Raw genomic sequence first — 25082 nt, 5'->3', positions numbered from 1 at the left:
CTTTTTCATGAGACCGCCTCGTTTCGATTAGTTTGTGGGGACAAACATTACATCGACTGGACGGTCTTTTTTATTAGTTTTTTACCATTTATTGCATACCTTTTTTTGGCTAATCAACAGGCCTATACGTTGTGCAACAATCATCGCTATTTAAGCGCCCTGGAGGAGAGATTTGTTGCATTTCATACAACAATTTGGAGCATACCTCCTTCCTCCAATCGACTTGTTGCACAAACTGCAACATTTGAGCGCCTTTTCCACTCATCCAAGTATCGGCTTCGCATGGCGAGACACCTCTTTTTGGATTTGTGGGCGAATGACGGTCTCTCTGCTGCGAACGTTGAGTTATAAGTTTCCAAACTGTGCGGAAAAACAAATTCTTATTGGCGATAAAAACTACCTTATGCTTACGAAGCGGGTTTGCCTGGCAAACCTTTAGGTCGCTCATCCTCGAAGGACTTCGATAAAGTTTTTATCATCGCTCTTATCCTGCATCCGGGGCAGACACACGATCCGTTATTTGCCGATTCTGCTGGGGTTTAGCGGCGATTTGAGGCATATAACGGATCTACATTTATCTACAGTCCGCGAACCAGTCGTTTGGGCACATTTGTTCACAGATAACGGATCTATGGTCCGCGTGACTATAGAAAAGCGGGCTGCTTCAGCTTAAGCGTGCGTTGCCTCCTCCGCCTGCGAAGCTTGCGGCCCGCTCCCGCGCTGGAGAGAGCGCGGGCTGCCTGCAGCAGTCCGTGCCCTTGAGCCAAAGAAGAAAAGCCGGGAAGCCTGCGGGCGGTCTGGCGAATTTTCCGGGTTACACGGTTAACTGATATTCCGGGCCTGCTGGCAAGGATAAGCGCTGCCGCACCGGTGACATGCGGACAGGCCATGCTGGTGCCTTCCAATATGTGATAACCTTTGTTCAGCCAGGTAGATTTTATATCGCTGCCCGGCGCAGTTACATCAATCCCTTTTCCTCTTGTGCTGTAAGGAGCGACAGTATTGCGGGGAGTGGAGGCGGCGACTGCAATCGTCTCTTTATAGCTCGCGGGTTCGTCTATCTTTCCGGGCAGCTTTCCGTCGTTTCCGGCGGAGGCGACGACGATTATTCCGTGCCTACGTGCGCGCCGCACCGCCTGCAGCAGCGCTTTGCTTGTTCCTCCCGTCAGTCCCAGACTCATGTTAATGACTTGAATGCGATTCCTGATGCACCAATCGATGCCTTCCACAATATCGGAGGTATAACCGGAGCCGCCGGAGTCCAGCACCTTCACAGCGTAAAGCTTGACGGCAGGCGCCACACCCGGAATTTGACCGTTGCTGCCGAGTGCGGCGGCTATGCCGGCAACATGCGTGCCATGGCCATTGTCGTCGTGGAAGGATTTTCTTCTTGAAATGATATTTACGCCTCCTGCAATGCGCAGATCGGGGTGCTTGGCAATCCCAGTGTCGACGATAGCGACGCGTACGCTATCCCCGCGCGTGCGCCGCCAGGCTGCAGGCGCCTGCACACGGCAAATATTCCAAGGTGTGCCGTACGGGCAATTGATGCTGATACGGCCGGCCAGACGTCTCTTGATAAGAGGAGGGGCAGGCCGGAAGCCGCGGCTAGTTGCGGCTATTGTATTCTGACCTCGTTTTGACAAGGGAATGCCGTGTGCTTTAACTTTCACATCCGGCTCGATGTAACGGACCGCGGGATGGCTGGCCAGCTCGGACAGCCGGTCAGTTAAGCGGCTATCGATGCTGCAGCAGAGGAGACGTTCTCCTTTTATGCTTTTGTGCGGTTTCAGGCCGTGTTTTCGCAGCTCCCGCAAACAGCATTTATAATGCTGCTCAGATTTAAGAACGATCAAATGCCGGACCGTGTGTCCTCCAGTAGAGCGGCTGTGGCATTTGCGCAATAAATGTTCAACCTTCCGCATAGTCACTAATCTCCTTCTGAATGCTGTATAGGTGAAGCGTACACTTCAGTCTACGGGAGAGTAGGGGAAAAGGAGTGGGCGTTAATGGATTAGTTAATTTTACCTTGCCGGTTTTTGAAACGTGATCGCCTTTGCTGCGTAATTGAAAGAAGGCTAAAAATTCCATGGAGCCAGACAGAACTGGCATAATCAAGGAAGGAGCAATTATCCACGTGAAAAAGCTAACCTCATTATTTCTCTCGCTTGCCTTACTTCTGGCCTTTTCATTCCAGGTGCAGGCTGCCGACGCGAAGCCGATTTCGGTGTGGGTGGAAGGCGGGAAAGTACAATGGAACAAGCATGAGCCGCTAGTGAAGCAAGGGACGACACTTGTGGCGGCAGAGCCGCTGCTGAAGCAGCTGGGCTTCAAAACAGCATGGGAGCAGTCCGGCAAAACTTTAACGGGCACGAAGGAAACTCTGACGATTTCACTGAAAACAGGTTCACAGACAGCCGTGGTGAATGAAGCGCCGCGCACGCTTGCAGCAGCGCCGCAGATCATTGACGGCGCCCTTTATGTGTCTGTACGTTTTATCGGTGAAGCAGCAGGCTACAAGGTGACTTGGGACGGCAAGCAGCAAGCCGTCAAGCTTACGCCTAAACCGGCAAGCAAGGGCTTCTTGTGGAAGGCGGAAAATGACGGGAACACGATTTATATGCTTGGTTCCATTCATGTCGCCAACGGCGCGATGTACCCACTGCGAAGCGAGATTGAGAAGGCCTACGCCGGAGCGGATTATTTGGTGGTAGAGGCCGATGTGTCCAAGGCGAACACGGAAGAAATGCAGCAAAGCGTCCTGCAAAAGAGCATGTACAATGACGGCTCCAGCCTGCAGGATCATATCTCGGCAGATACATATAAGCAAGTGGAGCGGCTTGTCAAGGAGCTAGGACTGCCGGCCGGGTCGTTTGATACGATCAAGCCATGGAATATTTCATTGATGCTGGATGTATTGAAAATGCAAAGCTCGGATTATGACGGTGAGCTTGGCATCGATCAATATTTCCTAGGCCGGGCGAACAAAAACAAACAGCCGATTCTGGAGCTGGAAGGCGTCGAATTCCAGCTGGACATGTTCGATCGCTTCTCGGGCCAACTGCAGGAAGAGATGCTGGCAACATCAATCGCCAACTTCTATAAAGAAGAAACGAAGTATGGTATTGAGGATTTGTCGAAAATGTGGGTGTCCGGGGACGAGAAGCAGTTGCTGGCATTTACAGAGAGTACGGCAGATAATGAGGAACTGAACAAAGCGATGCTGATCGACCGCAATATTGGCATGGTAGACAAGCTGAAAGGCTATTTGCAAGGCAAGGAGCCAAAAACCTATTTCGTCGTGGTTGGCGCCGCGCATTTCCTTGGCGAGAACGGCATTGTATCATTGCTTGAAAAAGAAGGCTTCAAAGTAAAACGTCATTGACATCCTCCCCCGCCTACACTTTGCTTAGAGGCGGGGGATTCCCCTTATTCGCCTCATTAGCGTGAAGCAGGTTCAGTTACCGTTACCTTAGGAATTTGTTTCATGATCACAGAAGAGGTTCGTACGCTCGCTTCTGTACCCGAACAAACTCCGGGGTTCAGTTCCGTCCATGTTGAACGTCTTTGGTGTGACGGATAGAACTTCTCGGTTAGGTATTCAGCACAGTCAGGTGCCTTATGCAAGGTATCTAGCCCTGCACAACGGCTTTTACGCCGTCGTTTTGTCTTATATGACAAGTGATGGTCTGAGGGATATGACGAAGGCGGCATTGACGTCCGCGTTATCGTGATAGCCGCAAGAATTGATCTTTCCTGCGATGGTTCTTCCGAATGATTCCGCATTGACTGCATTCCTGAGAGGTTTTATAGGGATTCACCTTTTCCACGGTTAGCTCGGCTAAAGCGGCTTTATAGGTGATCTTTCGTTCCAAATCATAGAACGCCCAAGCATGAATATTGCGATCTGCACGCTTCCAATATTTTTTCATCGAACGAATGTGGCTCAGGTCTTCCAGCTTGATGATGGACGCCCCGCTCGCACTAACAAATTGCACGATGGTTTTGGCCATGACATGATTCCAATATTGCATCATGCGTCGTTCTTTATGTGCGAGTCGTTTTAGCGCTTTCATGTTTTTCGCTTGCTGGATTTTCCCTTCGCAAATAGGCATACCGCCTCCGGATATGGCCAATACGTTTCCCGTTAAAGGTCAGGTAGTTGCCGGTATCGGCAGCAACCGCAATGAGGCGTAATCCGCGATCAACACCAATCGCTTTGTTCGTCTTCGGTGTTTCCTGAACTTCGAAGGAAAGGGTGAAAGCAAAATACCACTTCCCCTTACGCTCAAAAAGCTGTGCATTCCCTTTTTTCGGTTTCGAGATTCCTTCGTAAGAAGGTTTATAGTGTTTGCTGTTTGGATCCATTTCCCCCGGTCAGAAGGTAATTCACCCAAAATAAGGAGTAATCGTTGGTGCTCACAGGCACATATTTATCGATGGTTAAATGGCCTTCGATGGTGGGGATCCCAATTTTCAGGTGTCCTTGATCGAAACGGAGCCGCCAGTTCTGATTGTCAAACAGGATCGAGATGTTTGCTCGAAAGGAAGGAAAACCTTTGGTGTTGGCATGCTTCCGCCAATCTTGATACCGGCTGACCGCCTGTTTTCTAGCTTCTTGAAGAAGCGTTGATGGTAAAGGTATGGAACGAAGCAGGCGATCCAACTCTGTTGCGTTGCGTATTGGGGACTCCTGTAGGTATAGAAGGGCTTGATTGCTAGCTTGTGAAAAGTAGGATCGCATGGTTCTATACATGTCTTGTTTCACCAATGTGGGCCGATACAAAGGAAGTTTGATCGTAATCGTATTCAGACTCATTTCCAATCCCCCTATATCTATCATTATACCAGAACGCCCGTTCGATTTCAAGTAGGGAAGGAACTACTTTAAAATCATGTCGGACAATCGAGATGGCAAAGTTGCCACCCTTGTCCGAAGACGATTCATCTCCTACCTAAGCTTCCGCTTTGAGGAAGGAGTCTTCTCGTCTGTATTTGATAAAAAAAAGACCCGCGGGATGGACATAAGCTCCTCCTGCGGGTCTTTTTCATCGTTCATACTTCCACAAGCGCCTCACTTTGCAGCCGCTCCAGTATGATGTCAACCGTCTGCTCCGGCGTCAGCTCGGAGGAATCGAGCCACATGCCGATGCGCGGCGTTTCCTGCTGCAGCACCCGGTCCAGGTCGGCAACCGTCCACGCCCCGTATCCCTTCTTGGCCCGCCCGGCTTCTCTTGAAGCGACCGTCTCAATGCTCGGCGTCAGCACAACGGTATAGAACGGCCGGCTGGCAGCAAACGAAACGAACTCCTGAAGCATCGGGCCAATAACTACATCCTGTACGACAACTGTAAAGCCGGCCTGGCAGTAGGTGTCGGCCGCTTGAGCGGCCAGGCGATAACGAAGCCGCAGTTGGGCAAGCACTTCCTCATCGGCATCGGGATTGACCTCTTTGCGGTCACTGACAACCATTCGGCGAAAAAGATCTCCCCGCAAATGAACAGATCGATCCATCCGCTCTGCGAGCAGCTGGGCAACGGTCGATTTGCCGCTCGCCATAATGCCGGTTATTAAGATGATGCAGGGGGTGTTGACGGACATTCGGTTTCCCTCCTTATTGCCTTTTTCTCCGATTGTAGCCCTGGAAATGACGCGCCGCAAGAGAAAGTTTGGTTAAAAGAATTATATCCCAGATCGGAACGAGGGCGAGGCATGGCAGGCTCTGTGAAAGGTTAGCGGCCGGCCGACAAAATATGCTCGGTTATTTCTGCCAGCTGAGGCAGAGAACGTCTGACCCCCTCCGCCCGGTCAAGCAAGCTTTCCGGCAGCGACACGATGCCAAGATCGGCGATGAGCTCGCGGAAGGCCGGCAAGTGCGCCTCGCGCACAGATTCGGGCGCATCTGCAGCCAATATATGGTGACAACGGGCAAACGTGGCCGTCATCCAGAAGACCGCTTCACGGTGGTTGCCATCCCGAATCAGCTGCCGGCTGCCGTCGACGGCAATTGGGCGTGCCGCTGCGGTGACATCCGAGCTGAAGAAAAATGGCGTTACAGCAGCAGCGGCTGCAGCATCGAAGGCGCTAGTCATATTGTCCAAATGGTAAAAGGCACGCTGCGGGGACATTTCAGCACATCCGAGCAGCCGGAGCAGCTGCTCATAGTAATCGTTTAAACCATGCCGGCTCAGAACATCGCGCGCAGCCATATAGCGCAGCCGAATCGTGGGGTTGCACAGCGCAGCTACGAGAATGGCATGCGTTGTTACTCCGGTAGCGAACAGCCAGGCCATAATTTGATTATGCAAGGGCGCGTTGAGATCGATACTGTCGAGACCGGAGCGGATGCGGCCCAAGACGCTTTGCACGCGCAGACGAATCTGATCGGGCCGGGCAAAGCAGCGCTCTACCTCCTGCTGCAGCTTCAGCAATTGTCCGCTGGGATCGGCAATAATGGTGTTGATGCGCAATGAGTGGGCGAGATGGTAAGAAGAGAGCGTTTTTTGTACCGGATACAATTGATCCCAGCCTAGGTGCGTCACCTCCAGCAACACATCGTTGTAGCGGAACTTTCCGAGCTTGAGCGGCGGGGCCGGGGACACAGTTACCACAATAATATCAACATCGGACGATGGGGGCAGCAGGGCGTCTTCCGGCAATACAGCGGTTGAGCCGCTGTAATAGGCAGCGAGGAAATCGGGCTGGCGGCTTGCTTCCTGCAGCACCCACTCTGCAGCGGCGGATCGTGCAGTATGAATGTTCATCGTTCACGCTCCAATCTTGTATCATTTGTATTTATATAATACGACCTGCGTCGCCTTTTTACCTCTCTAAATGAGAAAGAGAGTTCCGCATTCCGTATTCTCCATTCTGCAGGGTATAAAAAACGGGTTGTCCCTGGGGTCTTTGCAGACCTTGCGAGAAACCCGTTTTTCCATGCTTATTTTTTCTTCAAGCGGCGGCGTTCTTCATTTTCCCACTGCTTGAGCATCGGGTAAGGATCGAAAGACCATTCAACATAGCCCCGGTCGCGGTATACGCCGTAATGAAGATGCGGCGGGAATTTTCCTTGCGTTCCCGGCTTGCCGTATCCGGAGCTGCCGACCCATCCTACCGTTTGCCCGGGTGTAACGATTGTTCCGATTTGGATTTTTTTATCGAAGCCGGACAAATGAGCATAGTAATGGTACACATTGTTCAAATCGCGGATCCCGAGGCGCCATCCGCCGTAAGGATTCCAGCCCTTTACCTCAACGATACCGTAACAGGTGCTGCGCACAGGCAAGCCATAATGAGCAAAGATATCGGTGCCTTCGTGTATCCGATAGCCGCCCCAGCTTCGGCTGGTTCCCCAAGTGTCCCGGTACGAAAAACTGCTTCTTACTGGAACAGGGAAGGCGTGCTCGAATAAATCAAGCCGATCGAATGCGGCGTATAATTTTGCGAATTGCTGTACTCGCTTCACCGCCCGCGGATTGTGATAGTAATGCCATAGGGCGGTTTCAAACTCTTCTTCCGTTGTGCCAAAAAGCATTATTTTTTTGGCAGCGGAATAAAGCAGGTCGGCGTCGCTCGTACGGCTGGCCACCCCATCGCCATCCCCGTCAAGGCCAAAGCCGTTGAACCATCGGATAGATCGCGGCTGCTCATCCTGGTCATCGGGATTTAATAAGCCCGCCCACTCTCTTTCTGTTACAAAAATGCCGATATACTGCCCCAACTGCTGCCTGCTTTTTCGATTTGCTTTGGTCAAGGCGCGCTCATACTGATCCAGTGCGGCCAGCCTGTACCATGGAATGCCGGACAGTACACTAATTTGTTCATAAAGCTCCCGTCTTTTCTCTATTGGATTAACGGCTGATTTGGCAGGCGCTTCGTTTTTTAAAGCGGGAGCTGCTCGAGCCGTATCAGGCACCAGCCAGACCAAGGAAAAAAGACAAATAAACAGACATGTACAGTATGCTTGCAACGATTTCACAAACAGCTCACCTCCGCAGGAAGGAATGTTCTTTGTTATCATCCGCAAATCATTGGTTTTTATCCGAAACATGCTATAATAATACGCAGGAAAGAACAGAAAGCGGGTATGAACAATGAGGACTAAGCAGCAGCCGGATCGCAAACCGGACTGGCTTCGGATCAAGTTGACGACAGGCGGCAATTATGCCGAAATCAAGGATATGATGAGCTCGAAGAAGCTTCACACGGTTTGTGAGGAAGCGCGCTGTCCGAATATATATGAATGCTGGGCCAATCGGACGGCGACTTTTATGATTCTGGGCGATTTATGCACGCGCGCGTGCCGTTTTTGCGCCGTTAAGACAGGAATGCCGACCGAGCTGGATTTGGAGGAGCCGGAACGGGTTGCTGAGGCGGCAGAGCAGATGGGTCTGCGGCATTGCGTCGTGACCTCTGTTGCGCGCGATGATTTGAAGGATGGCGGTGCTTCGATTTTTGCAGCGACGATCAAGGCGGTTCGTGCGCGCCTGCCATTATGTTCAGTTGAAGTATTGATTCCCGATTTTATGGGGAACTGGGAAGCGCTGCAGGTGGTAATGGATGCAAAACCGGATATACTAAACCATAATATCGAGACGGTAGAGCGCATGTCGGACCGCGTGCGGGCCAAGGCGAAGTATCGCCGTTCGCTTGAATTGCTCAGGCAGGCGAAATTGATGAAGCCGAATATTCCAACAAAATCAAGCATTATGCTGGGTGTCGGCGAGACTAATGAAGAAGTGCTGCAAGCGATGGACGATCTGCGGGCGATAGATTGCGACATATTGACATTGGGTCAGTATTTGCAGCCGACTCCGAATCATATGCCGATTCACCGCTATGTGCATCCCGATGAGTTTGCCCAGCTGAAGGAGGAAGGACTGCGCCGCGGCTTCAGCCATGTAGAGTCCGGCCCGCTGGTGAGAAGCTCCTACCATGCCCATGAGCAGGTGCAATCAGCAGCAGAAGCCAAAGCTGCCGTACGTTAGGAAGGGGTTAACAAGGTTGATTCATATTGGCGGAAGATCCTATGAACTTGTCGAAGATCATAAAAATGGATGGAATCCGGTTGCCTTCCGCGATCGTTACAGCGATGTGCTGGATCGCTATGACTATATCATCGGCGACTGGGGCTATAATCAGTTGCGGCTTAAAGGATTTTTTCGCGACAATCATCCGAAAGCGACGCCAGGAAGCGTCATTTCGGGCATTGTAGATTACATTAACGAATATTGCAACTTTGGCTGTGCCTATTTTGTTTTGCAGAAGCATGCAGGCAAGCATGAGATCGGTGACGATGATATCGATCTGGACACGTTAGTCATGCTGGAGCCGGCAGAGGAAGGGCAGAGTAAAAGCGAGTCAGACGAGGCGCCTGTAGCAGCTGGGAGAGCGATCGAGACCGAAGAGAAGCCGCCTCTGCGCGAGCATGTACGCGCTGTGCCAAAACCGTCTCAGCGCCGTTCGCCGGCACCCCCGCGCAAAGACAGCCAGCGCGAGCATGAGCGTGGTGACAGTGCAGCGGCGGGCCAGCATGCAAGCGGCGGTCACAGTCATAATCGCAAGACGTCCTTCAAGGAGAAGGAAGGCGAGAGGAATCGGCAAGGATCGGTCGAACGTGAGCGATCTGTGCAGCAGCAGGAGAAGCAGCGCCATAAGAAACAGGCTAATGCCGAGCTTGGCAAGGCGCAAGTAGCTGCCGCAGCCGAGCAGCCCTCTCATCCAAGAAATAAAGCCAAGGAACCGGCAGTTTCAGGCAGCGATACGTAATGAGAAAAGCCTTTGCTGTGTTGATCTAACTGTAGTTCTTGCAGTTAATTTCAAGCGAATTGCAGAAGCGGACTAAACTAACAGGAAAAACTACATTTAATAAGGTTGCTTTTTGCCGAAATCACCCTTTTCGATCGCAGTAGATGGAGGTTTTCCATTTAGTTTTCGTTTTCGCCTTAAAGAAACAAAACCTAGCTGCATAAAATCCATTTATTCATCTGAGCAGCCAAAAAGTCCGTTCCGTTTGCACCTGATAGAGGGTGAAACGGCTACGGACTTTTTTACATTTATAACTCAATTTTTGGAGGATATGAGGAGGAGGTTGTCGATTTTCTGTGGACAACGATTTTTGCCGCAGAAACGGGGGCAATTGTGACCATGCGGACACAGGATCCGTTATTTTGCCGAAACCCGGCTCATTCAGAGTTTCGCGGACATACGATCCGTTATTTGCCGATTTTGCTGGGGTTCAGTGACGTTTTGAGGGACGGATCTACGGTCCGCGAGCCAGCCATTTTAGCGATTTTGTTCACAAATAACGGAACCACGGACCGCGTGCAGCCCACTTCGTCGCCCTTACAGATGTCCACAATGAATAGACAGCCTTCTGATCAACCTTAATTGGACTTTTTCTCATGTATCTTACAAATGCTGTACGTTGTACAGCCGGGCATAAACACCGTCGCGCGCCATTAATTCGTTATGCGTGCCCTGCTCGGCTACTTTGCCATGCTCCATCACAATAATACGGTCTGCATGTGTAATGGTGGATAAGCGATGGGCGACGATCAGCGTTGTCCGGTTTTGGGTCAAGGTGCCGAGCGATTCCTGTATGGCATGCTCAGATTCCAGATCCAGTGCGGAAGTAGCTTCATCCAAAATTAGAATCGACGGATTTTTTAGAAATACGCGGGCGATCGCGATCCTTTGCTTCTGGCCTCCGGACAGCTTGACGCCGCGCTCCCCGATTTCGGTATCATAGCCATTAGGCAGCGAGCAAATAATTTCATGGGCATTCGCTTGCTTGGCAGCGGCAACAAGTGCAGCTTCGTCGGCATCCGGGTTGCCCATCATAATATTTTCCCTTACTGAACCGCTAAACAAAATGTTATCCTGCAGCACCATACCGATCTGAGCGCGCAGGCTTTGCTGCGTAACCGTGCGAATGTCCTTGCCGTCAATTGTAATTTTGCCCTGCTGAATGTCATAAAAACGGGCGAGCAAGCTAACAAGCGTCGATTTGCCGCCGCCGCTCATCCCCACTAATGCGACAGTATGACCGGCAGGTATATCCAGATCGATCTGCTTCAGCGCCCATTCCCCATCCTTCAAATAACGAAAAGAAACCCGCTGAAAAGAAATAGAACCCTGGACGTTCTTCAATTGGGCGGCATGAGGCTGATCCTGAATTTCAGGCGTCTCCTGCAGCAGCTCGACGACCCGTTCCAGCGAAGCCGAAGCCTGTGTCAATTCCGTAGAAGCGTTAACGAGCCGCCGCAGCGGCGAATAAAGCCGGTCCAAGTACCCATAGAAGGCAACAAATGCACCGATTGACAAATTGCCGACAGCCACAAGGTAACCGCCGTATGCGATGACGAGCAGCGGGGCAATTTCGGTCAATGTATTTATAATCGATTGCGTCAATGCATTCCATCTTGTTAAGGCAAGCGCGCGTTCGAGGAACGTGCCGTTGCGCTTTTGGAATTGACGTTCTTCATAAGCTTCGAGCGTGAAGCTTTTGACCACGGGAATGCCGTTAATATGCTCATTAAGATAGCCTTGCATCTCAGCGAGCGACTGGGAGCGCGAACGCGAATAAAGTCTCAGCCGCTTGTACAGCTTCTTCACGGCCAATGCATAGAAAGGCAGAATCGCGATCGCAACCAATGTTAGAACAGCATTCATTTGAAACATAATAAAAAGCGCGATACTTAGTGTGAACATATCGAGCCAAATGTTCATTAGGCCGGTCTCGACCAAGGATTTGGTCTGTTCGGCATCATTGATCATGCGGGAGATGATCTCGCCTGATTTGCGGTTTTGGTAAAAACGCAGCGACAGCCGCTGAAGATGAGCGTACAGCTTGCTGCGCAAATCATACAAAATGCGGTTAGTTGTTTTCTGCGCGAAATATTGCCGGTAATATTCAATCGGATAGCGAATGATGACAAACAAAATGAAGGCAAAGATGAGCGCATAGATTAATTTGTCGATCTTTTGCTCCGTTGACAAGCTGGCAAGTAAAACATCGTCAACAACGTATTTGAGAAAGAGCGGCAATGTTAGCGGGATAGCAAATTTGACAGCTCCGATCAACAGGGTGAGCACAATATGCCATCTGTATGGCTTAACGATTTTTAAATAAACACGAAAAGCTTTCATTACTGCACGTCATACCCGAGAAACGCTTCCCGCACCCGATTCCAAAATGTAAATGGGCGATAGCGGGCAAAGCTGACTTTGTGCTCGGAGACGCGGCAGCGAATCGCTATAATATCGCTGCGCGTCATATTCAGATGGTCGCAAGCCAGCTGCAGGCGCTGCTCTTTGCGCGAAATAATGTCGCAATGATGATGCTGCGGCAGCACGACAGATGAGCCTAGTGTCCGGTAGACACGGTTGTTGATCGAAGCGATTTCCGCAATTTGCAATGATTCGATTGATGGATGAATCAGCGCGCCGCCCAGGCTTTTGTTATAGGCTGTACTGCCGGATGGCGTCGATACGACGATTCCGTCGCCGCGGAACATTTCGAACAGCTCGTCATTGATGTTGATCTGTGCGACGAGCGTATTGTCGACCCCTTTAATCGTAAATTCATTAAGCGCCAAATGAGTGCTTGTGCCTTCTTTCGTCTCCAGCTCGATCTGGGCAAGGGGATAACGAACGATGCGCGGCTCTTGTCCGGCGATCATCTGGACCAGCTCTTCCAGCTCGTCTGCCTTCCAGTCGGCGTAAAATCCGAGATGGCCGGTATGGACGCCGATAAAAGCTACGTCCTCAATACGGTCGCAATAGGTATGAAAGGCCTGAAGCAGCGTCCCGTCCCCGCCGATTGAAATAATGATTTCCGGCGCCTCCTCATTGCGGTGAATGCCATTAGCGGCTGCTAATGTATGGAATTGCTCTGCCAGTTGCTTGGACAATGGATCCCCTCTGTCCACAATGACGTAATTCAAAACGATAAGCCCCTTCCGATCACATTATAAGTCGATCATATCGGAAATTGGCCATAAACACAATGTCAGCTTACTGGGCCAAGCATATTCCACAGCAAATAAACAAGAAATATGGCCAGGATAGCATGCGATAGCCGTGCGATGAAAAAAGGGCGATACCGCAGATCGGTGCGGCTCAGCAGGCTGACGACTTGAGCGTGCACGGACAATCCGCCCCATGACAGGATGAAGGCGGCGATTGCAGCTTGATGGACTAGACCGCTCCCCGTCGATGCGCCGGCACCTTTGGCGCCGAGCGTCACTTCGAAAATGCCGCTTATAACCGCATTGGCCAGCGTATCCGGCATGCCTATCGCGCCCATAACAAAGCGCAGCAGCCCGGACAAGGCCTCGATAATCCCGACATTGGTAAGCAGCTCCATGATTACAGAAAAAAAGACGACGAGTCCGCCGACAACGATCATCAGCCTTAACGCGGCTTGTACAGCATCCTGAAGCAAGGTGCCAAGCGTTCGTCCGTCCATAAGACGGGCGCGGTGCATAGCGGTAATGGCTTGGCGCAAAATTGAGCGCTTGGCGCCGCCTGCGTATGCGGAAACGGCTTTTGGAGAATCAGGGGCCTTTCGATCATGAAAACGCATAAGAAGGCCGATAATGAAGGCGCCGCCGTAATGCGCGGCGGCCAGCAGCGGCGCTAGTGCGGCATTATGAAAAAAACCGACGGAAACGGCGCCAATTAAAAAAATCGGATCAGAGGTTGTCGTAATTGCAACTAAACGCTCGCCCTCCGCACGGGTAATTAGCCGCTGTTCCCAAAGCTGGGCTGTCAGTCTTGCTCCTACTGGATAGCCGGAGGCATATCCCATAGCAAAAACAAAGCTGCCGCTGCCTGGAAAGCGGAATAAAGGACGCATAAGGGGATCAAGCAGCGTGCCGAAAAAATGAACAATGCCAAACCCCAGCAGCAGCTCGGATATTACAAAAAAAGGAAACAATGCGGGGAAGAGCACTTCCCACCAAATCGATAAGCCGCGTATAGACGCCTCCAGCGCCGAGGCCGGAAAAAACACGAGCAGCAGTGCAAGCAGCGCAGCGACCCAGGCTGGAATAATAGCAGGCCGCAATAAAAAGCGGACGAGTGGCACGTTTTCCCCTCCCTGGTAATGGACATGACTATATAGAAGTGCGTGCTCAAAAAGTCGAGTGAGAACTTTTTTGAACAACCTCTAGAAGTAGTCTATTCCGACTACTTATTTATATGATGCAGGGGAACAAAAGCAGTACAAGCAATAAGGGATGCATAAAAAAATAAGGGATAGCGTAAAATTTAATAATAGTAAACGCTTGCAAAATGTAATGATTTTTCGACAAGCTTATGCTAAAATAGAACTACATTCAGACGTCGGGGTGATGACTAGTGAGTATTGTTACCGGCATCCTCGTTTGTGCCTTCGTGTATGTCATCCGCGAGTCAATCGTGGCTCCCGGGGAAGAGGATTATGAAAGCTAGAAGTGCATCAATAGTCGCAAAATGCCCTGCTAAGCTGGGCATTTTTTTGTGTTTATCGCGAACATAGTCTACTATAAATATATAAGTATAGAGCAAATAACATTTGACTTACGCCAAAAGTCCTATAAAATGGAGATGGAAATCAATGAGAGCTTATAAATCGACTTATGAAGCGATTGGGAGTGCCGAAGGGGTCAGACGAATTGTAGAAGGATTTTATCCTAAGGTACAGGAGCATCCGCTCCTTGCGCCGCTGTTTCCGGAAGAGATTGAGCCAGTGATGGACAAACAGTACAAGTTTTTAACGCAGTTTTTTGGCGGTCCATCCTTATTTTCCGATGAATATGGGCATCCAATGATGAGGGGACGCCATATGCGTTTTCCGATTACGGAAAAGCATGCGGAGGCTTGGCTTGATTGTATGCGAAGATCACTTGCGGAGACCGATCTGCCTGAAGATTTACAGCGCCATGTACTGGAGCGTTTGTCTGGACCGGCTCATCACTTCATCAATACACCTAGTGAAGAGGAGACGTGACTTTTGAATGGAGCCGCTCTATCAGACTGTAATGACATGCGTATGCTGTGAAAAAGCTTTCCAAACCTCCCGCATCCGACCAAGCTTTAAACGTGTGGCTGGCAGGGATAGCGATTTTTGTGCACATTACCATCATATAAATCCGGATTATTACGTTGTCCGGGTATGTCCAGCGTGCGGGTATGCGTCGACAGAGAACGGATTGACTGCATTAACGGATGCGATGCGCGACAAATACGTGGCAGAAGCGGGAAGCCAGTGGATTTCGCGTGATTACGGCGGAGAGCGTACGGTGGGGCAAGCAATGGAATGCTACAAGCTGGCATTGAATTGTGCGCAAATCGTCAGTGAGAAAGATCGCGTGATAGCTGGGCTGCTTCATCATATAGCCTGGTTGTACCGGGAGATGGGAGATCAGCAGCAGGAAGCAAAATTTCTACGGTTTGCATTAGAGCGTTACATAAATGTCTATGAGAATGAAGGAAGCTCAATCAACAATGCCAAATTGATGTACTTGATTGGAGAGCTGCACCGCCGATTAGGCGAGCGCGGCGAAGCGGTACGCTGGTTTTCGCGTGTAGTGAACGATAAAAAGATCGTTGATACTGCGATGATACAAGCGAGCAGAGCGCAATGGCAGCTCATTCGGGAACAAGAGTCTAGCGCACCGACAGCGAATTAAATAGAATACGGACTTTGTGGCAGAGCTGTCCCGGCAAGGGGCAGTTCTTTTTTTATTGATATTTTTTTAAGTATTTAAATAAAAGAGGAAATATGCTACAATTTTAAAGGCTCAACCTTGAAATCAGTGGTTGACTTCCTCTATACCAAACTAACTGGATTTTATGTAGGTAAATAAGCCAGATTAGATGATTTTTGCAATCTAACTGGAAATGATGCAGCTAATTCAGACCAAATCGTTCCCTTTCATCTCGTTCCCCAATTCTAACGGCAGTTTTTCCATTTAGATTGGCTTTATAGCCAACCCATGCAAGAACGAACTACAGAAATTACATTTAGTTAGCCAGGGCCAAGAACGATCTGTCATGGAAGCCTCCCAAAGTCAAGGACTGATTATGGTTTTGAGCCATTTTAAATAAGTTAATAATAAAATTCGGTTGGAGAATCTTGAAACCGCAATTGCACTTTAGTCTATGACTTAGGTGTTATTGCGGTTTTTTTGTTTAAGAGATAAGAAAAACATAAACTTCGGAGGCTTCACATCCTTATCTAGCAAGGAAACTTCCGCTACATGAATAAAAAGCTCGTCGGCGTGCGGGTGATTGAGCAACTGGATGGAGAAAGATTTAAATTCCGGGCGAAAAAAATCGTTAATGCCGCGGGGCCTTGGGGCGATTAGCTTCGCAGCAAAGACGGATCCAAGACCGGGAAGCATCTTCATCTGTCCAAAGGGGTTCATCTGGTCATCGACCAGTCGAAATTTCCATCGGAGCAGGTGGTTTACTTCGACACGCCGGACGGACAGATAGTATTTGCAATTTCCCGCGAAGGCAAGACGTATGTAGGCACCACGGATACGTTCTATAAAGCAGACCCTATTCAACCTGTCATGACAAAAGAAGACCGCGATTATATTATGGCTGCGATTCGTTACATGTTTCCGATCATTCAGCTTACTGCAGAAGACATCGCATCAAGTTGGTTCGCGAGTGGAAGGAGCCCGTCATTGAATTCATGGCTTCCCCCTCTCGGCTGAATGCCGGAACAACGCGATGAATAGCACAAGAAGACTCTCACCTCTTAGCTTTATTGTAGGTGAGGTTCATCTTGATATTGTGGTCGATCACAAAACCAAAGTGTACCAATCCACTTTTCTCCACTCATTAAAACTTTTGATCCATGTAACGATCGCTGGTCAGGAATGGATGTACCTCGTTGGCAGTTTTCAAAAACTAATAACGTTCCAGTTGTAGGAGAAACTTCGAGATTTAAATTTGGAAAATAGGTTTCTCCTCCTGAGACAACATCATTCAAATAAAGGAGCGCAGTATATAACCGTTGACCTGAATGCTCGAGAAATGCTTTGAATGCTTCTTGCGAATCAAAACAATCCAAATGAGCGTCAAATTTCCCGCCTGGTCGATATTGAGCAACTTGTAACTCTTGCGCGTAATGAACGGGTTGCTCAATAATTTCTGCTATTTTCTTACATATGCTTTGTACAACTTCATTGTGATTATGGGAGAACCAAGTCAATTCTGAAATCCGAAAATGAGAAACTTCTGACGCCCCGTATTTACCAACCGTGACTGCTTGTGTTAACTGGCCGCGTGATAAATTAATCAGGGCTTGACAAGCTTCTGGAGAGACCACCGAAGGATAGTAACCGATAAACGGTTGTTGATTCAGTAGCTGCGCAGGTTCTTGCATAGAAATTCATCTCCCAACAAGTAAATTCAGTTAAGTTAATCTATGTATATGCATTGGACTTTTTTTGGTGATACTCTTGCTCCTCCACGCGTTCATATTTTTCACCACTTATATCATTTATAACTAGCGTGTTTTGCGGAATAGTAAGAGTAAATAAACAGGCGGTCTTCTTATTTTTTTAGTACGTTGGCTGATATAAAAAAACAACCCCTCTTAAAATTGGGGGTTGTCAATAATCTGAGCCAATCCATTTACTTGAGAGCTATTAGTCTATTCATTAGTTACCTAATACCTAACCCTGCACTCGCATAACCGTTGACTTCTATACCAATATCCAAACCATTTGTTTCAGCAGTAAATACGATTAATATACGGGTTCCTGCTGTGACAGGGATAGTTGGCAATGTTGTAGTTATACTAGAAATAGTACCTGTACCAACTACTCCAGGTCCTAAGGTTGGAGCTAAATCGACAGAAGCGACTTGGGCAAAGATATTATCTGGTACTGGGGACGTGTACACCCTTGCAGTAATAGTAATAACACCTTCTAACGTTACAGCATCTGCTAAACTAAAATATGCTGATATTGAAGTAAGATCACCATCTCGTGGCATGGAGAATGCCTCGTTTAGAAGTACAGTTACTCCACCTGTGAGGTCAAGTATACCTCCTAAGGTGGCTACAAGCAAAGCATTAGTACCAAATCCAATAAGTCCTTGAGTTCCAACTTCCCCTACCAAAGCTGCTACTAAGGCAACTGGTGTACCTGATGCAAATGGGATAATAACATCTCTTCCCCCGGCTCCGGTGGCTCCGGTGGCTCCCGTGGCTCCCGGGAGTCCCCTTTCTCCAGGAATTCCAGGGAAGCCTTGAGCTCCGGTAGGACCGGTCGGGCCTGTTACTCCTGCACCGGTGGCTCCCGTGGCTCCACGGGCTCCAGGGATTCCAGGAGGACCAGGGGATCCTGCAGCTCCGGTAGGACCAGTCGGGCCTGTTACTCCTACACCGGTTCCGGTTGCTCCGGTGGCTCCGGTGGCTCCCGTGGCTCCCGCTCCAGTGACTCCGGTTGCTCCGGTGGCTCCGGTGGCTCCAGTGGCCCCGGTGGCTCCAGTGGCTCCAGTTGGACCAGTTAATGAAGGTGCAGTTAAAATTGTTTCAAGTTTATTATTTAATAAAATTTCTTTATTAATAATCGTATTCAAAGTATTACGTACATCGGAATTGACAGCAAGTATATCACTGAATGAAACTGGTCCTGTTAATCCAGGAAGTGTTCCAAGCGCAAATTGGATTTTTTCGCCTTCTGCATTGATGATATGAGCCAATCCCAATTCTTCCATAGCAATAGAAGCCAAAATAAGATTTATAGCTTCATCTCTGTTGATGGTAATGTTCGGTGTAATATTTGGTATATTCGCTTGTGACAAAATCCTTCCTCCTTTCTTGTGTTAGATCCCATATAGATTATGCCCCTCGAAATGAAAATGTTCCCGAGGCAACAACTTATTTTTTTTCTTACATTGTGTGGGTTTATGTAAATAGACAACAAAAAAACGAGGATCGCACAAATAACTATGGCTATCCTAGTTTTTTACTTAAGTATTCGGATATATTCTGTTACAACAACCTAATCATCAATCTTTTCGTTAGCATCATTTTGAATCCTATCTCGCAGATCGTCCCTGGGCAATTCTTTACACAGTCTACTTGACAGGGAGCAGTGTACGCTCGGATTAATGCATAACGTTGGTTGGGATGGATAACGAAGCTATTGAGACTCCTGAAGGTAAAAGAAATATCCATTTGTGATGTAATGATAGGCCATTCACTGATACGGAGGCGACGGGACTTATACTTGGTAACATATTGGGGAGAAGCCAGACCTATGAGGGTCTTTTTTTGTTGCTCGGTGGGTAGGAGATGAATGTACCGGAGGGGAGGGGGGCTCGCTCCGATCGTTCCAAATTCCGAACGTAGGCAGCAACCCGAGAAGGCTTTGCATCCACGGCTGAGCTCGTCACCACATAAATTAAATAGATTGCGGGAAATTGTTCAGTCCGAAAAATACCGTTCATGAGCTTTAAAATTGTACCGTCTTAATGTTGCAGATGCATACCTATGGGCTTGGGTAGCAGCCTTTAATCTCTAACGTCATTACTTTTATAATAAAGAAGGCCGTTTTTAATTTTCGAGGAAATCTTGCCCTCGTTCAATAACAGCCTTATGTAAGACTGTGTGACAGTGTACGCTAAATAGTATTGCTTCTCATTGTTCTCCAATTCGTAATTACTCATTATGTGTTGCGTAATGCTTTCTGGAGTGTGCGATTGTTGTTCGGTCAACGTCAACACGTCGTTATATGTATCCTCCAGACGGGTTACATTTTCTTCAATTATTTCGTTAATATTTTTATAAATACCACCATGATAAAGAACATATTGCTTGGCTTGGATTGATTTTAATTTTTCTAAAGATTCTTTGGCTCTTTGAGGTTCTGTAAAAAACAGTAATTTTTGTCGGGATAGTGTGGATGTACCAAATAAAGCATCGGCGCAGTATAACACTTGATCTGGTGTTTGAACACCAATCATCCCTGGAAAGTGACCTGGCAGCGCATAAATTGTAAAGGGGATGCCATTAATTTCAAAAACACCATCCCGAAATGGAATTGTGTCGGTTATGATTGGAGCTGAATCGGAGGGCTCAAGTAATTCCGACATGTCCAATTTTCGAGTTGGGGAAATAGGGATGATAGGCGCAATAAAGCTCGGATGATTAATATATGGTGCAGACCAACGGGAGGCATAACACTTTATTTCGGGATAATATTCCCTAAAATAAGAGCTGCCACCCGTATTTAAGATATGACCATGGGAGTGAATAATAGCGGCGATTGTATATCCTTGATTGCTGATTTTACGATTGATCATTTCCGCGATTTTTTCATTTGGGCCACTATCGAACAAAAAGGCTTGTTTGGTTTCCTCATGAAGATAAACTCCTACAGCATATTTTCCCGACCACGCATAACTACTGCCTGAAACGTGTATAAGTCTGTCATTTGCCATATGAATTTCTCCTTCGTATTTTCATTACATAATCGTTGTTCGATCAGAATGAACCTTTATATACTTGGGTACCGATTTGGATTTTAAATGGATTACCAGCTTTGTTAGCCTTTTTTTCAGGTGTGACTTGAGTTGTTTTTGATTTGTTCTTCGTCCAATGCAGAATGGGGTTGACGACGCTCTTCGTCATTCTGCCTGTTTTAACATATACATCAGAAGCTGATTTTGCGGTGGGAACGGTAGACGTATTCTCGCAAGGATTCACCGAATCAGGAATCAATTTATCCCGCAATCGCTCCAGTGATAAGACATACGATGGCTTGGGCAATTTTTCCGTATCAATCAAGTTAAGAAACTCTGTAAGTAGTTTACTTATCCAGGCTTCCAACATTTCCATCTCTTTTTTTTCTGAAGCAGGAGGCGCAAGCTGACCATAAGCGAGCGAAGCGTATATTCGTTGCTGAACCACTTCATAGAGCTGGTCTAACAATATTAGTTGTTGGGTGCTATGGTACGTCAGCAGGTCCATTTCTCGTTTAAATCGTTGATCCTGATGGAATGCTGTAGAGGTTAGAATTAATTGTACAACAGCGCCGGTAAGCAGCAATAAGCCTTGTCTATTTTTAGTAAATTCTCCATAGGACATAATCAATAGTCACCTCAGTCAGTAATCAATATCTTCACTGGGATCATGCTCATCGTCAGAAAAAGCGATATCTTTCCATGTATTTTCTTTTTTATTTAGAGATGGTTGGATGAGATACTGAAACTGTTTGACAGAGTCTATTTTTTTCGCCAACATCCATTCGGCCATCAGTATAGAGTCTAGTATTTTTGTTACGGTTTGATTAAATTGGATAAATTCCATACTGGAAGGTTGCGTTGGAAGGTTCCGATCTTTCCCTACAAAAGCAAGTGTTTTATTTGCTTCTGCTTGCATAAGGGTAGCTAGCGCTTCTTCCTCTATCGCAATAGATTTGACTAATTGAGCCAACGTATCATCCAAGGAGTCGGAATTCTTTGGGTATTTCTCATAAGGCATCGTTCTGCCTCCTACGGATCAGATTTGTTAATTAAAAAGGACTTTATTCCTCGAAGCATTCTTCGTGCTCATGTTCTTTTAACTCGCGTTCTTCTAATCTGATAATATCCTCAAGTTTAAATTGCAGGAGCATCTGATTCTTAATGACATTACGCAGCATGACTTCAACGCTGCGGTTAATAACCAAAACATCATCTAAGTCGATACAGTGGTCTTTGACAAAACGTTGAATTTTCTCGCCTTCTGCATTTATAATATGGGACAATCCGATTTCTTCCAGGGCTATCGAGGTAAGGAGCAAGTTGATGGCTTCTTTTCGATTAAGAGTAATCTCTGGTGTAATATCGGGAATGTTAGGCATGGACATCAAAGTTCACCTCTTCTTTAGGAACTAGATTCATTGGAATAACGAAATCCCTCGCTGAATATAACCCCGGTTGTAAGCTTACTCCTATTTCCATCCTATGTTAAGATGGACACGATTATGTAGATTAGTTTGTTTATCTCTATCTTAGTTTGTTCTCTATCCAATGTTTGCATTAAGATGAAAGGGGGGGGGGGCGGCAAATCTTTCCAATTTGCCGCTAATGAGAGAAGCAAATTACAAGGTAACGCCTGGAGTACTAAGAATATTATCTAATTTGAATTGAAGCAGAATTTGAGTTTTGATCACATCCTGCATTGTTGTTCTGACACTGTTGTTGATAGCAATAACATTCGATAAGGTCACTGGTGTTGCAGGGGTAACTCCTGGTAGCGTTCCCAGAACGAATTGAATTTTCTCTGCCTCGGAATTCAAGATATGAGATAGAGCGAGTTCTTCTAAAGCGATGGAAGCAAGCAATAGGGCCACGGTTTGCCCAACAGTAATGGAAATCGTTGGTGTGATATTAGGGATGGATGCTTGAGACATGATGATCACCTCTTCTGTTTTTTAAACTAATCACAGTCGTTGAATCATCCAATAAAGATTCAGGCTACTTAACTTGACGGCATGTAGTCCCCCCCCCTTGACAGGATGTTACAGTTACCAGCGATTTTACTCATGGCGCACATCTAATCATATGGGAATTGAGGTCAATTATGACTAATTATTGTGGGGATGAACGCAACCAAACTATTAAAGAGGTTGTTCAAAAAAGTCCGCTTTTGGTCGCGAAATGGGTCGGGAGCAAATTGAACACGCACTTAAAGGGAGTCGCTCGAAGATAGAGCGGATTGGATTATCTTCTGTGCAAAATACTTTCGGTTATTAATGATTGAAGGATGACGGGGGTTATGGAAGGAAGCAATTTCATTGTGCAGTTGGGCTTTCGTCCATTGCCCCATCTTATCATAGCAGATGCTTAGTTGAACGTGGGGGAGCCATGTCCAGTATTCACGAGCAACGGGACCTAGATAGTGATCCGGCTGGCCAAGCCGAGTAGCTGTATGGTACCAGTACAATGCTTGTTCCAGACGATTCGATTCCAGGAATACCGAACCAAGACGGCAGCACATCTCCGCTCTGGGGGGACCGTACGCGAGGGAGAGGAGCAGAGCCTTTACAGACTCCGTCTCTTTTCCTTGACTACCGTAGCAATCCGCCATGTTCATGCATGCATGGAAGCAATCCTCGACCCATCCTTGCTTCGTCGCAAGAAATTGCTTATAAACAGTAACCGCTTCCTCGTGGAAGCCGTGATCTCTAAGCTCGTTGGCAAAATAGAACAAATCCCGCGGGCTGAATGTTGCATTCGCTTGCTTTCTTTTGCGGAAAATGAGTAAATTGCGATCGGTCAGCTTTTTTTCTTTGCGGTGGGTGATGGCGATATCGCTCTGGATGATTGTTCCGCTGACGATGAGCAATTCGTGAACAGCTCCTTCCCAACGGAACCCGCGATCACGCCTGACAAGTCTGTTGCGGCGGAATGTGTAAGTAGGTTTCCCATCTGCGTCATGGGCGAGATGATACGGCATCATTACGCTGTCTACGTCAATATCCAGTTGCTGTTTAAAAGCAATGAATTTCAGGCGGTCTTCCTCTTCCAATACATCATCGGCGTCCATCCACAGAATGTAATCTTGAGTCGCTTGATCGAAGGAGAAATTGCGCGCTGCAGCGAAATCGTCGATCCAATGGAAATCATAAATATGCTGGGTATGCTTGCTCGCAATTTGCTTCGTGTTGTCGGTAGATCCTGTATCGACGATAATGATCTCGTCTACGATGCCCTGAACAGAAGATAAGCAGTGGTCCAATATATCTTTCTCATCCTTGACAATCATGCACAGACTTATGGTAACCATAGATTTACTCACTCCTTCAGACCCGAGTGCTGTCTGGATTCTTTTAACCTCATCAGGGCTTCGCCCGCATGGGAATAACTCGGATACAGTCGCAATGCTTCCTTGTACGCATCTGCAGCTGCATCAACTTTGCCGAGCTTATCCAGACAGAGTCCTTTATAATACCAGACATGAAAGCTGCCAGCACCTTTCAAAGTCAAGTGCTGGATGTTGTCTTCTCCTATGAGGAGACATTGTTCGAATACCTCCAGGGCTAATGAAAGCAGATTGCTTAAATATAACGCTACCCCTTTATAGAAATACAGATCGACATAATCGGGATACAACATGATTGCCTTGTCGATGGCTGCAGGAATTCCGGCTATACACCCCATAGAAATGAGGCACGAGTACTTCAACTTGTATAACAAGGAAGGAGGCAGTTTGTCTTTCTTCAAAAAGCGAGCTATGGATAAATTTACAAACTCATAGGCTTGTTCATATTTTTCAAGTCTGTAATATTCGCTAGCCAGATGGTATTCCGTCCAAGGGTTGTTGTTATCCAGAGTTAACTCGTGCAGCAGCATATGTAGATTGCGTTCACTCTTTTGCTTGGCGATTGTGCGAGCTTGGAGATAGCCGTAGTGGTGGATGGTCAGACCATCATGCTGTTTGATTTTGTTGAGTGCATGTTCACCAGCGAAAATCTCTTCAACATTCAACGTTTCATGAATATGATACAGAAACCTGAGGCCTAGCCCCTTGCGGAATAACCGAGTATGGGCAATATGGTATGTCTCGTTCCGATCGGGTAATTCACCGATATAGTTAACCAGATGAACGTTCAATACATGATCGGTTTCTTCGGCCAACCGTTCTTTCCAGTCGGCTTCCGCAGATACCTCCAGCACTTCATCTGCATCCATCCACAGAATCCAATCCCCCGTCGCTTGATCGAGACTATAATTACGCGCGTCGGCAAAATTGTTGTTCCATTCAAATATTTGCACTTGGGCCCCTGCCGCTTGACACAAGCTAATTGTTTGGTCTGTTGAGCCTGTGTCAACGACAATCATTTCATCTACGAATGGCTTCACGCTGGCCAGACAGCGTTCAATGTTCTCTTCCTCATTTTTAACAATCATACATAGGGAAATCTTAGGCAATCCAAACATCTCCTTCTATGTGTTATTGGGAAAAAAGCTGTTTATTTCATTATGTATTCTGAAAATGATTCCATTATGATCAAATGAAAAAGAGAGCTGTCACTTGATATGATAGATCTGGGGCAACTCTAATAATAAGATTGGAAGGATAG

25 protein-coding genes and 1 pseudogene are annotated in these 25082 nt (G+C 47.6%); 7 read left to right on the top strand and 19 right to left on the bottom strand.

The window, feature by feature from the left end; translation table 11 throughout:
• Nucleotides 1-351 (top strand): hypothetical protein (locus tag ACFQ0N_RS36560; RefSeq protein ID WP_379335145.1); only part of this gene is annotated, 351 nt, incomplete at its 5' end.
• Between the two features lie 293 nt (nucleotides 352-644).
• Here the strand turns inward: ACFQ0N_RS36560 and ACFQ0N_RS36555 are convergent.
• Nucleotides 645-1925 carry a S8 family peptidase gene (locus ACFQ0N_RS36555; protein WP_379335143.1) on the bottom strand — a complete coding sequence of 427 codons (1281 nt, stop codon included), beginning with the start codon at nucleotides 1923-1925 and terminating at the stop codon, nucleotides 645-647.
• Between the two features lie 212 nt (nucleotides 1926-2137).
• Here ACFQ0N_RS36555 and ACFQ0N_RS36550 point away from each other — a divergent pair, with 212 nt between their 5' ends.
• The gene (locus ACFQ0N_RS36550; protein ID WP_379335141.1) at nucleotides 2138-3385 is read left to right on the top strand and encodes a TraB/GumN family protein; all 1248 of its coding nucleotides are present in this window, start codon (nucleotides 2138-2140) and stop codon (nucleotides 3383-3385) included.
• Between the two features lie 340 nt (nucleotides 3386-3725).
• On the opposite strand, the gene ACFQ0N_RS36545 is transcribed toward ACFQ0N_RS36550, so the two are convergent.
• From ACFQ0N_RS36545 to ACFQ0N_RS36520, 6 genes are all read right to left on the bottom strand, one after another.
• Nucleotides 3726-4076 carry an IS200/IS605 family accessory protein TnpB-related protein gene (locus ACFQ0N_RS36545; protein ID WP_379335139.1) on the bottom strand — a complete coding sequence of 117 codons (351 nt, stop codon included), beginning with the start codon at nucleotides 4074-4076 and terminating at the stop codon, nucleotides 3726-3728.
• Nucleotides 4048-4368 carry a hypothetical protein gene (locus tag ACFQ0N_RS36540; protein WP_379335137.1) on the bottom strand — a complete coding sequence of 107 codons (321 nt, stop codon included), beginning with the start codon at nucleotides 4366-4368 and terminating at the stop codon, nucleotides 4048-4050. Before ACFQ0N_RS36540 ends, ACFQ0N_RS36545 begins: the two co-directional genes overlap by 29 nt.
• Nucleotides 4343-4819: a hypothetical protein gene (locus tag ACFQ0N_RS36535; protein WP_379335135.1), complete on the bottom strand. Its 477-nt coding sequence runs from the start codon at nucleotides 4817-4819 to the stop codon at nucleotides 4343-4345. The genes ACFQ0N_RS36540 and ACFQ0N_RS36535 overlap by 26 nt, the downstream gene beginning before the upstream one ends.
• A 236-nt stretch (nucleotides 4820-5055) precedes the next feature.
• Complete coding sequence (locus tag ACFQ0N_RS36530) at nucleotides 5056-5601, bottom strand: P-loop nucleotide/nucleoside kinase family protein (protein WP_379335133.1); 546 nt, start codon at nucleotides 5599-5601, stop codon at nucleotides 5056-5058.
• Between the two features lie 131 nt (nucleotides 5602-5732).
• Nucleotides 5733-6764 carry a hypothetical protein gene (locus ACFQ0N_RS36525; RefSeq protein ID WP_379335131.1) on the bottom strand — a complete coding sequence of 344 codons (1032 nt, stop codon included), beginning with the start codon at nucleotides 6762-6764 and terminating at the stop codon, nucleotides 5733-5735.
• A gap of 176 nt (nucleotides 6765-6940) precedes the next feature.
• Nucleotides 6941-7978 carry a M23 family metallopeptidase gene (locus tag ACFQ0N_RS36520; protein WP_379335129.1) on the bottom strand — a complete coding sequence of 346 codons (1038 nt, stop codon included), beginning with the start codon at nucleotides 7976-7978 and terminating at the stop codon, nucleotides 6941-6943.
• A 115-nt stretch (nucleotides 7979-8093) separates the two neighbouring features.
• Here ACFQ0N_RS36520 and lipA point away from each other — a divergent pair, with 115 nt between their 5' ends.
• Both lipA and ACFQ0N_RS36510 read left to right on the top strand, forming a co-directional pair.
• The gene (lipA, locus tag ACFQ0N_RS36515; RefSeq protein WP_379335127.1) at nucleotides 8094-8987 is read left to right on the top strand and encodes a lipoyl synthase; all 894 of its coding nucleotides are present in this window, start codon (nucleotides 8094-8096) and stop codon (nucleotides 8985-8987) included.
• A 16-nt stretch (nucleotides 8988-9003) separates the two neighbouring features.
• On the top strand, nucleotides 9004-9768 hold the full coding sequence (locus ACFQ0N_RS36510; RefSeq protein WP_379335125.1) for a YutD family protein: 765 nt from the start codon (nucleotides 9004-9006) through the stop codon (nucleotides 9766-9768).
• Nucleotides 9769-10410: 642 nt separating this feature from the next.
• Here ACFQ0N_RS36510 and ACFQ0N_RS36505 read toward each other — a convergent pair.
• The 3 genes from ACFQ0N_RS36505 to ylbJ form a co-directional block, all read right to left on the bottom strand.
• Nucleotides 10411-12150 (bottom strand): ABC transporter ATP-binding protein, encoded by a 1740-nt coding sequence (locus ACFQ0N_RS36505; RefSeq protein WP_379335123.1) that lies wholly within the window; start codon nucleotides 12148-12150, stop codon nucleotides 10411-10413.
• Complete coding sequence (locus tag ACFQ0N_RS36500) at nucleotides 12150-12947, bottom strand: NAD kinase (RefSeq protein ID WP_379335121.1); 798 nt, start codon at nucleotides 12945-12947, stop codon at nucleotides 12150-12152. The genes ACFQ0N_RS36505 and ACFQ0N_RS36500 overlap by 1 nt, the downstream gene beginning before the upstream one ends.
• 65 nt (nucleotides 12948-13012) lie before the next feature.
• Nucleotides 13013-14092 (bottom strand): sporulation integral membrane protein YlbJ, encoded by a 1080-nt coding sequence (ylbJ, locus tag ACFQ0N_RS36495; RefSeq protein WP_379335120.1) that lies wholly within the window; start codon nucleotides 14090-14092, stop codon nucleotides 13013-13015.
• 510 nt (nucleotides 14093-14602) lie between these two features.
• Here ylbJ and ACFQ0N_RS36490 point away from each other — a divergent pair.
• The 3 genes and pseudogenes from ACFQ0N_RS36490 to ACFQ0N_RS36480 form a co-directional block, all read left to right on the top strand.
• Nucleotides 14603-14995 carry a globin domain-containing protein gene (locus tag ACFQ0N_RS36490; RefSeq protein WP_379335118.1) on the top strand — a complete coding sequence of 131 codons (393 nt, stop codon included), beginning with the start codon at nucleotides 14603-14605 and terminating at the stop codon, nucleotides 14993-14995.
• Between the two features lie 7 nt (nucleotides 14996-15002).
• Nucleotides 15003-15677: a DUF2225 domain-containing protein gene (locus ACFQ0N_RS36485; protein ID WP_379335116.1), complete on the top strand. Its 675-nt coding sequence runs from the start codon at nucleotides 15003-15005 to the stop codon at nucleotides 15675-15677.
• A 573-nt stretch (nucleotides 15678-16250) separates the two neighbouring features.
• Nucleotides 16251-16709, top strand: a pseudogene (locus tag ACFQ0N_RS36480) (FAD-dependent oxidoreductase); the annotation flags it as partial.
• 53 nt (nucleotides 16710-16762) lie between these two features.
• On the opposite strand, the gene ACFQ0N_RS36475 reads toward ACFQ0N_RS36480, so the two are convergent.
• The 9 genes from ACFQ0N_RS36475 to ACFQ0N_RS36435 form a co-directional block, all read right to left on the bottom strand.
• A complete protein-coding gene (locus tag ACFQ0N_RS36475; RefSeq protein WP_379335114.1) occupies nucleotides 16763-17386 on the bottom strand; it encodes a prolyl hydroxylase family protein in 624 nt (207 codons plus the stop codon).
• 281 nt (nucleotides 17387-17667) lie between these two features.
• Nucleotides 17668-18813 carry an exosporium glycoprotein BclB-related protein gene (locus ACFQ0N_RS36470; RefSeq protein WP_379335112.1) on the bottom strand — a complete coding sequence of 382 codons (1146 nt, stop codon included), beginning with the start codon at nucleotides 18811-18813 and terminating at the stop codon, nucleotides 17668-17670.
• Nucleotides 18814-19524: 711 nt separating this feature from the next.
• Nucleotides 19525-20454, bottom strand: coding sequence for an MBL fold metallo-hydrolase (locus tag ACFQ0N_RS36465; protein WP_379335110.1), 930 nt, complete (start codon nucleotides 20452-20454; stop codon nucleotides 19525-19527).
• A gap of 43 nt (nucleotides 20455-20497) precedes the next feature.
• The gene (locus ACFQ0N_RS36460) at nucleotides 20498-21100 is read right to left on the bottom strand and encodes a hypothetical protein (protein ID WP_379335108.1); all 603 of its coding nucleotides are present in this window, start codon (nucleotides 21098-21100) and stop codon (nucleotides 20498-20500) included.
• Nucleotides 21101-21118: 18 nt separating this feature from the next.
• Nucleotides 21119-21496 (bottom strand): alpha-helical endospore appendage domain-containing protein, encoded by a 378-nt coding sequence (locus tag ACFQ0N_RS36455; protein ID WP_379335106.1) that lies wholly within the window; start codon nucleotides 21494-21496, stop codon nucleotides 21119-21121.
• Nucleotides 21497-21539: 43 nt separating this feature from the next.
• Nucleotides 21540-21863, bottom strand: coding sequence for an alpha-helical endospore appendage domain-containing protein (locus ACFQ0N_RS36450; RefSeq protein ID WP_379335104.1), 324 nt, complete (start codon nucleotides 21861-21863; stop codon nucleotides 21540-21542).
• Between the two features lie 234 nt (nucleotides 21864-22097).
• Nucleotides 22098-22409 (bottom strand): alpha-helical endospore appendage domain-containing protein, encoded by a 312-nt coding sequence (locus ACFQ0N_RS36445; protein ID WP_379335102.1) that lies wholly within the window; start codon nucleotides 22407-22409, stop codon nucleotides 22098-22100.
• A 275-nt stretch (nucleotides 22410-22684) separates the two neighbouring features.
• A complete protein-coding gene (locus tag ACFQ0N_RS36440) occupies nucleotides 22685-23785 on the bottom strand; it encodes a glycosyltransferase (RefSeq protein ID WP_379335100.1) in 1101 nt (366 codons plus the stop codon).
• An 8-nt stretch (nucleotides 23786-23793) separates the two neighbouring features.
• Complete coding sequence (locus ACFQ0N_RS36435; protein ID WP_379335098.1) at nucleotides 23794-24939, bottom strand: glycosyltransferase; 1146 nt, start codon at nucleotides 24937-24939, stop codon at nucleotides 23794-23796.
• Nucleotides 24940-25082: the final 143 nt, after the last annotated feature.

This window comes from Paenibacillus sp. GCM10027626 (assembly GCF_042676285.1).
Taxonomy (GTDB): domain Bacteria; phylum Bacillota; class Bacilli; order Paenibacillales; family Paenibacillaceae; genus Paenibacillus_Z.
This window is presented reverse-complemented; position numbering and strand designations above follow the sequence as displayed.

What these genes read in the sequence shown, in the direction of transcription:
- ACFQ0N_RS36545 (WP_379335139.1), bottom strand. Translation starts at nt 4,076, where the DNA reads ATGAAAGCGCTAAAACGACTCGCACATAAAGAACGACGCATGATGCAA.
- ACFQ0N_RS36445 (WP_379335102.1), bottom strand. Translation starts at nt 22,409, where the DNA reads ATGTCTCAAGCATCCATCCCTAATATCACACCAACGATTTCCATTACT.
- ACFQ0N_RS36475 (WP_379335114.1), bottom strand. Translation starts at nt 17,386, where the DNA reads ATGCAAGAACCTGCGCAGCTACTGAATCAACAACCGTTTATCGGTTAC.
- ACFQ0N_RS36540 (WP_379335137.1), bottom strand. Translation starts at nt 4,368, where the DNA reads ATGGATCCAAACAGCAAACACTATAAACCTTCTTACGAAGGAATCTCG.
- ACFQ0N_RS36455 (WP_379335106.1), bottom strand. Translation starts at nt 21,496, where the DNA reads ATGCCTTATGAGAAATACCCAAAGAATTCCGACTCCTTGGATGATACG.
- ACFQ0N_RS36535 (WP_379335135.1), bottom strand. Translation starts at nt 4,819, where the DNA reads ATGAGTCTGAATACGATTACGATCAAACTTCCTTTGTATCGGCCCACA.
- ACFQ0N_RS36490 (WP_379335118.1), top strand. Translation starts at nt 14,603, where the DNA reads ATGAGAGCTTATAAATCGACTTATGAAGCGATTGGGAGTGCCGAAGGG.
- lipA (WP_379335127.1), top strand. Translation starts at nt 8,094, where the DNA reads ATGAGGACTAAGCAGCAGCCGGATCGCAAACCGGACTGGCTTCGGATC.
- ACFQ0N_RS36525 (WP_379335131.1), bottom strand. Translation starts at nt 6,764, where the DNA reads ATGAACATTCATACTGCACGATCCGCCGCTGCAGAGTGGGTGCTGCAG.
- ACFQ0N_RS36465 (WP_379335110.1), bottom strand. Translation starts at nt 20,454, where the DNA reads ATGGCAAATGACAGACTTATACACGTTTCAGGCAGTAGTTATGCGTGG.
- ACFQ0N_RS36485 (WP_379335116.1), top strand. Translation starts at nt 15,003, where the DNA reads ATGGAGCCGCTCTATCAGACTGTAATGACATGCGTATGCTGTGAAAAA.
- ACFQ0N_RS36450 (WP_379335104.1), bottom strand. Translation starts at nt 21,863, where the DNA reads ATGTCCATGCCTAACATTCCCGATATTACACCAGAGATTACTCTTAAT.
- ACFQ0N_RS36435 (WP_379335098.1), bottom strand. Translation starts at nt 24,939, where the DNA reads ATGTTTGGATTGCCTAAGATTTCCCTATGTATGATTGTTAAAAATGAG.
- ACFQ0N_RS36440 (WP_379335100.1), bottom strand. Translation starts at nt 23,785, where the DNA reads ATGGTTACCATAAGTCTGTGCATGATTGTCAAGGATGAGAAAGATATA.
- ACFQ0N_RS36555 (WP_379335143.1), bottom strand. Translation starts at nt 1,925, where the DNA reads ATGCGGAAGGTTGAACATTTATTGCGCAAATGCCACAGCCGCTCTACT.
- ACFQ0N_RS36505 (WP_379335123.1), bottom strand. Translation starts at nt 12,150, where the DNA reads ATGAAAGCTTTTCGTGTTTATTTAAAAATCGTTAAGCCATACAGATGG.
- ACFQ0N_RS36460 (WP_379335108.1), bottom strand. Translation starts at nt 21,100, where the DNA reads ATGTCCTATGGAGAATTTACTAAAAATAGACAAGGCTTATTGCTGCTT.
- ACFQ0N_RS36530 (WP_379335133.1), bottom strand. Translation starts at nt 5,601, where the DNA reads ATGTCCGTCAACACCCCCTGCATCATCTTAATAACCGGCATTATGGCG.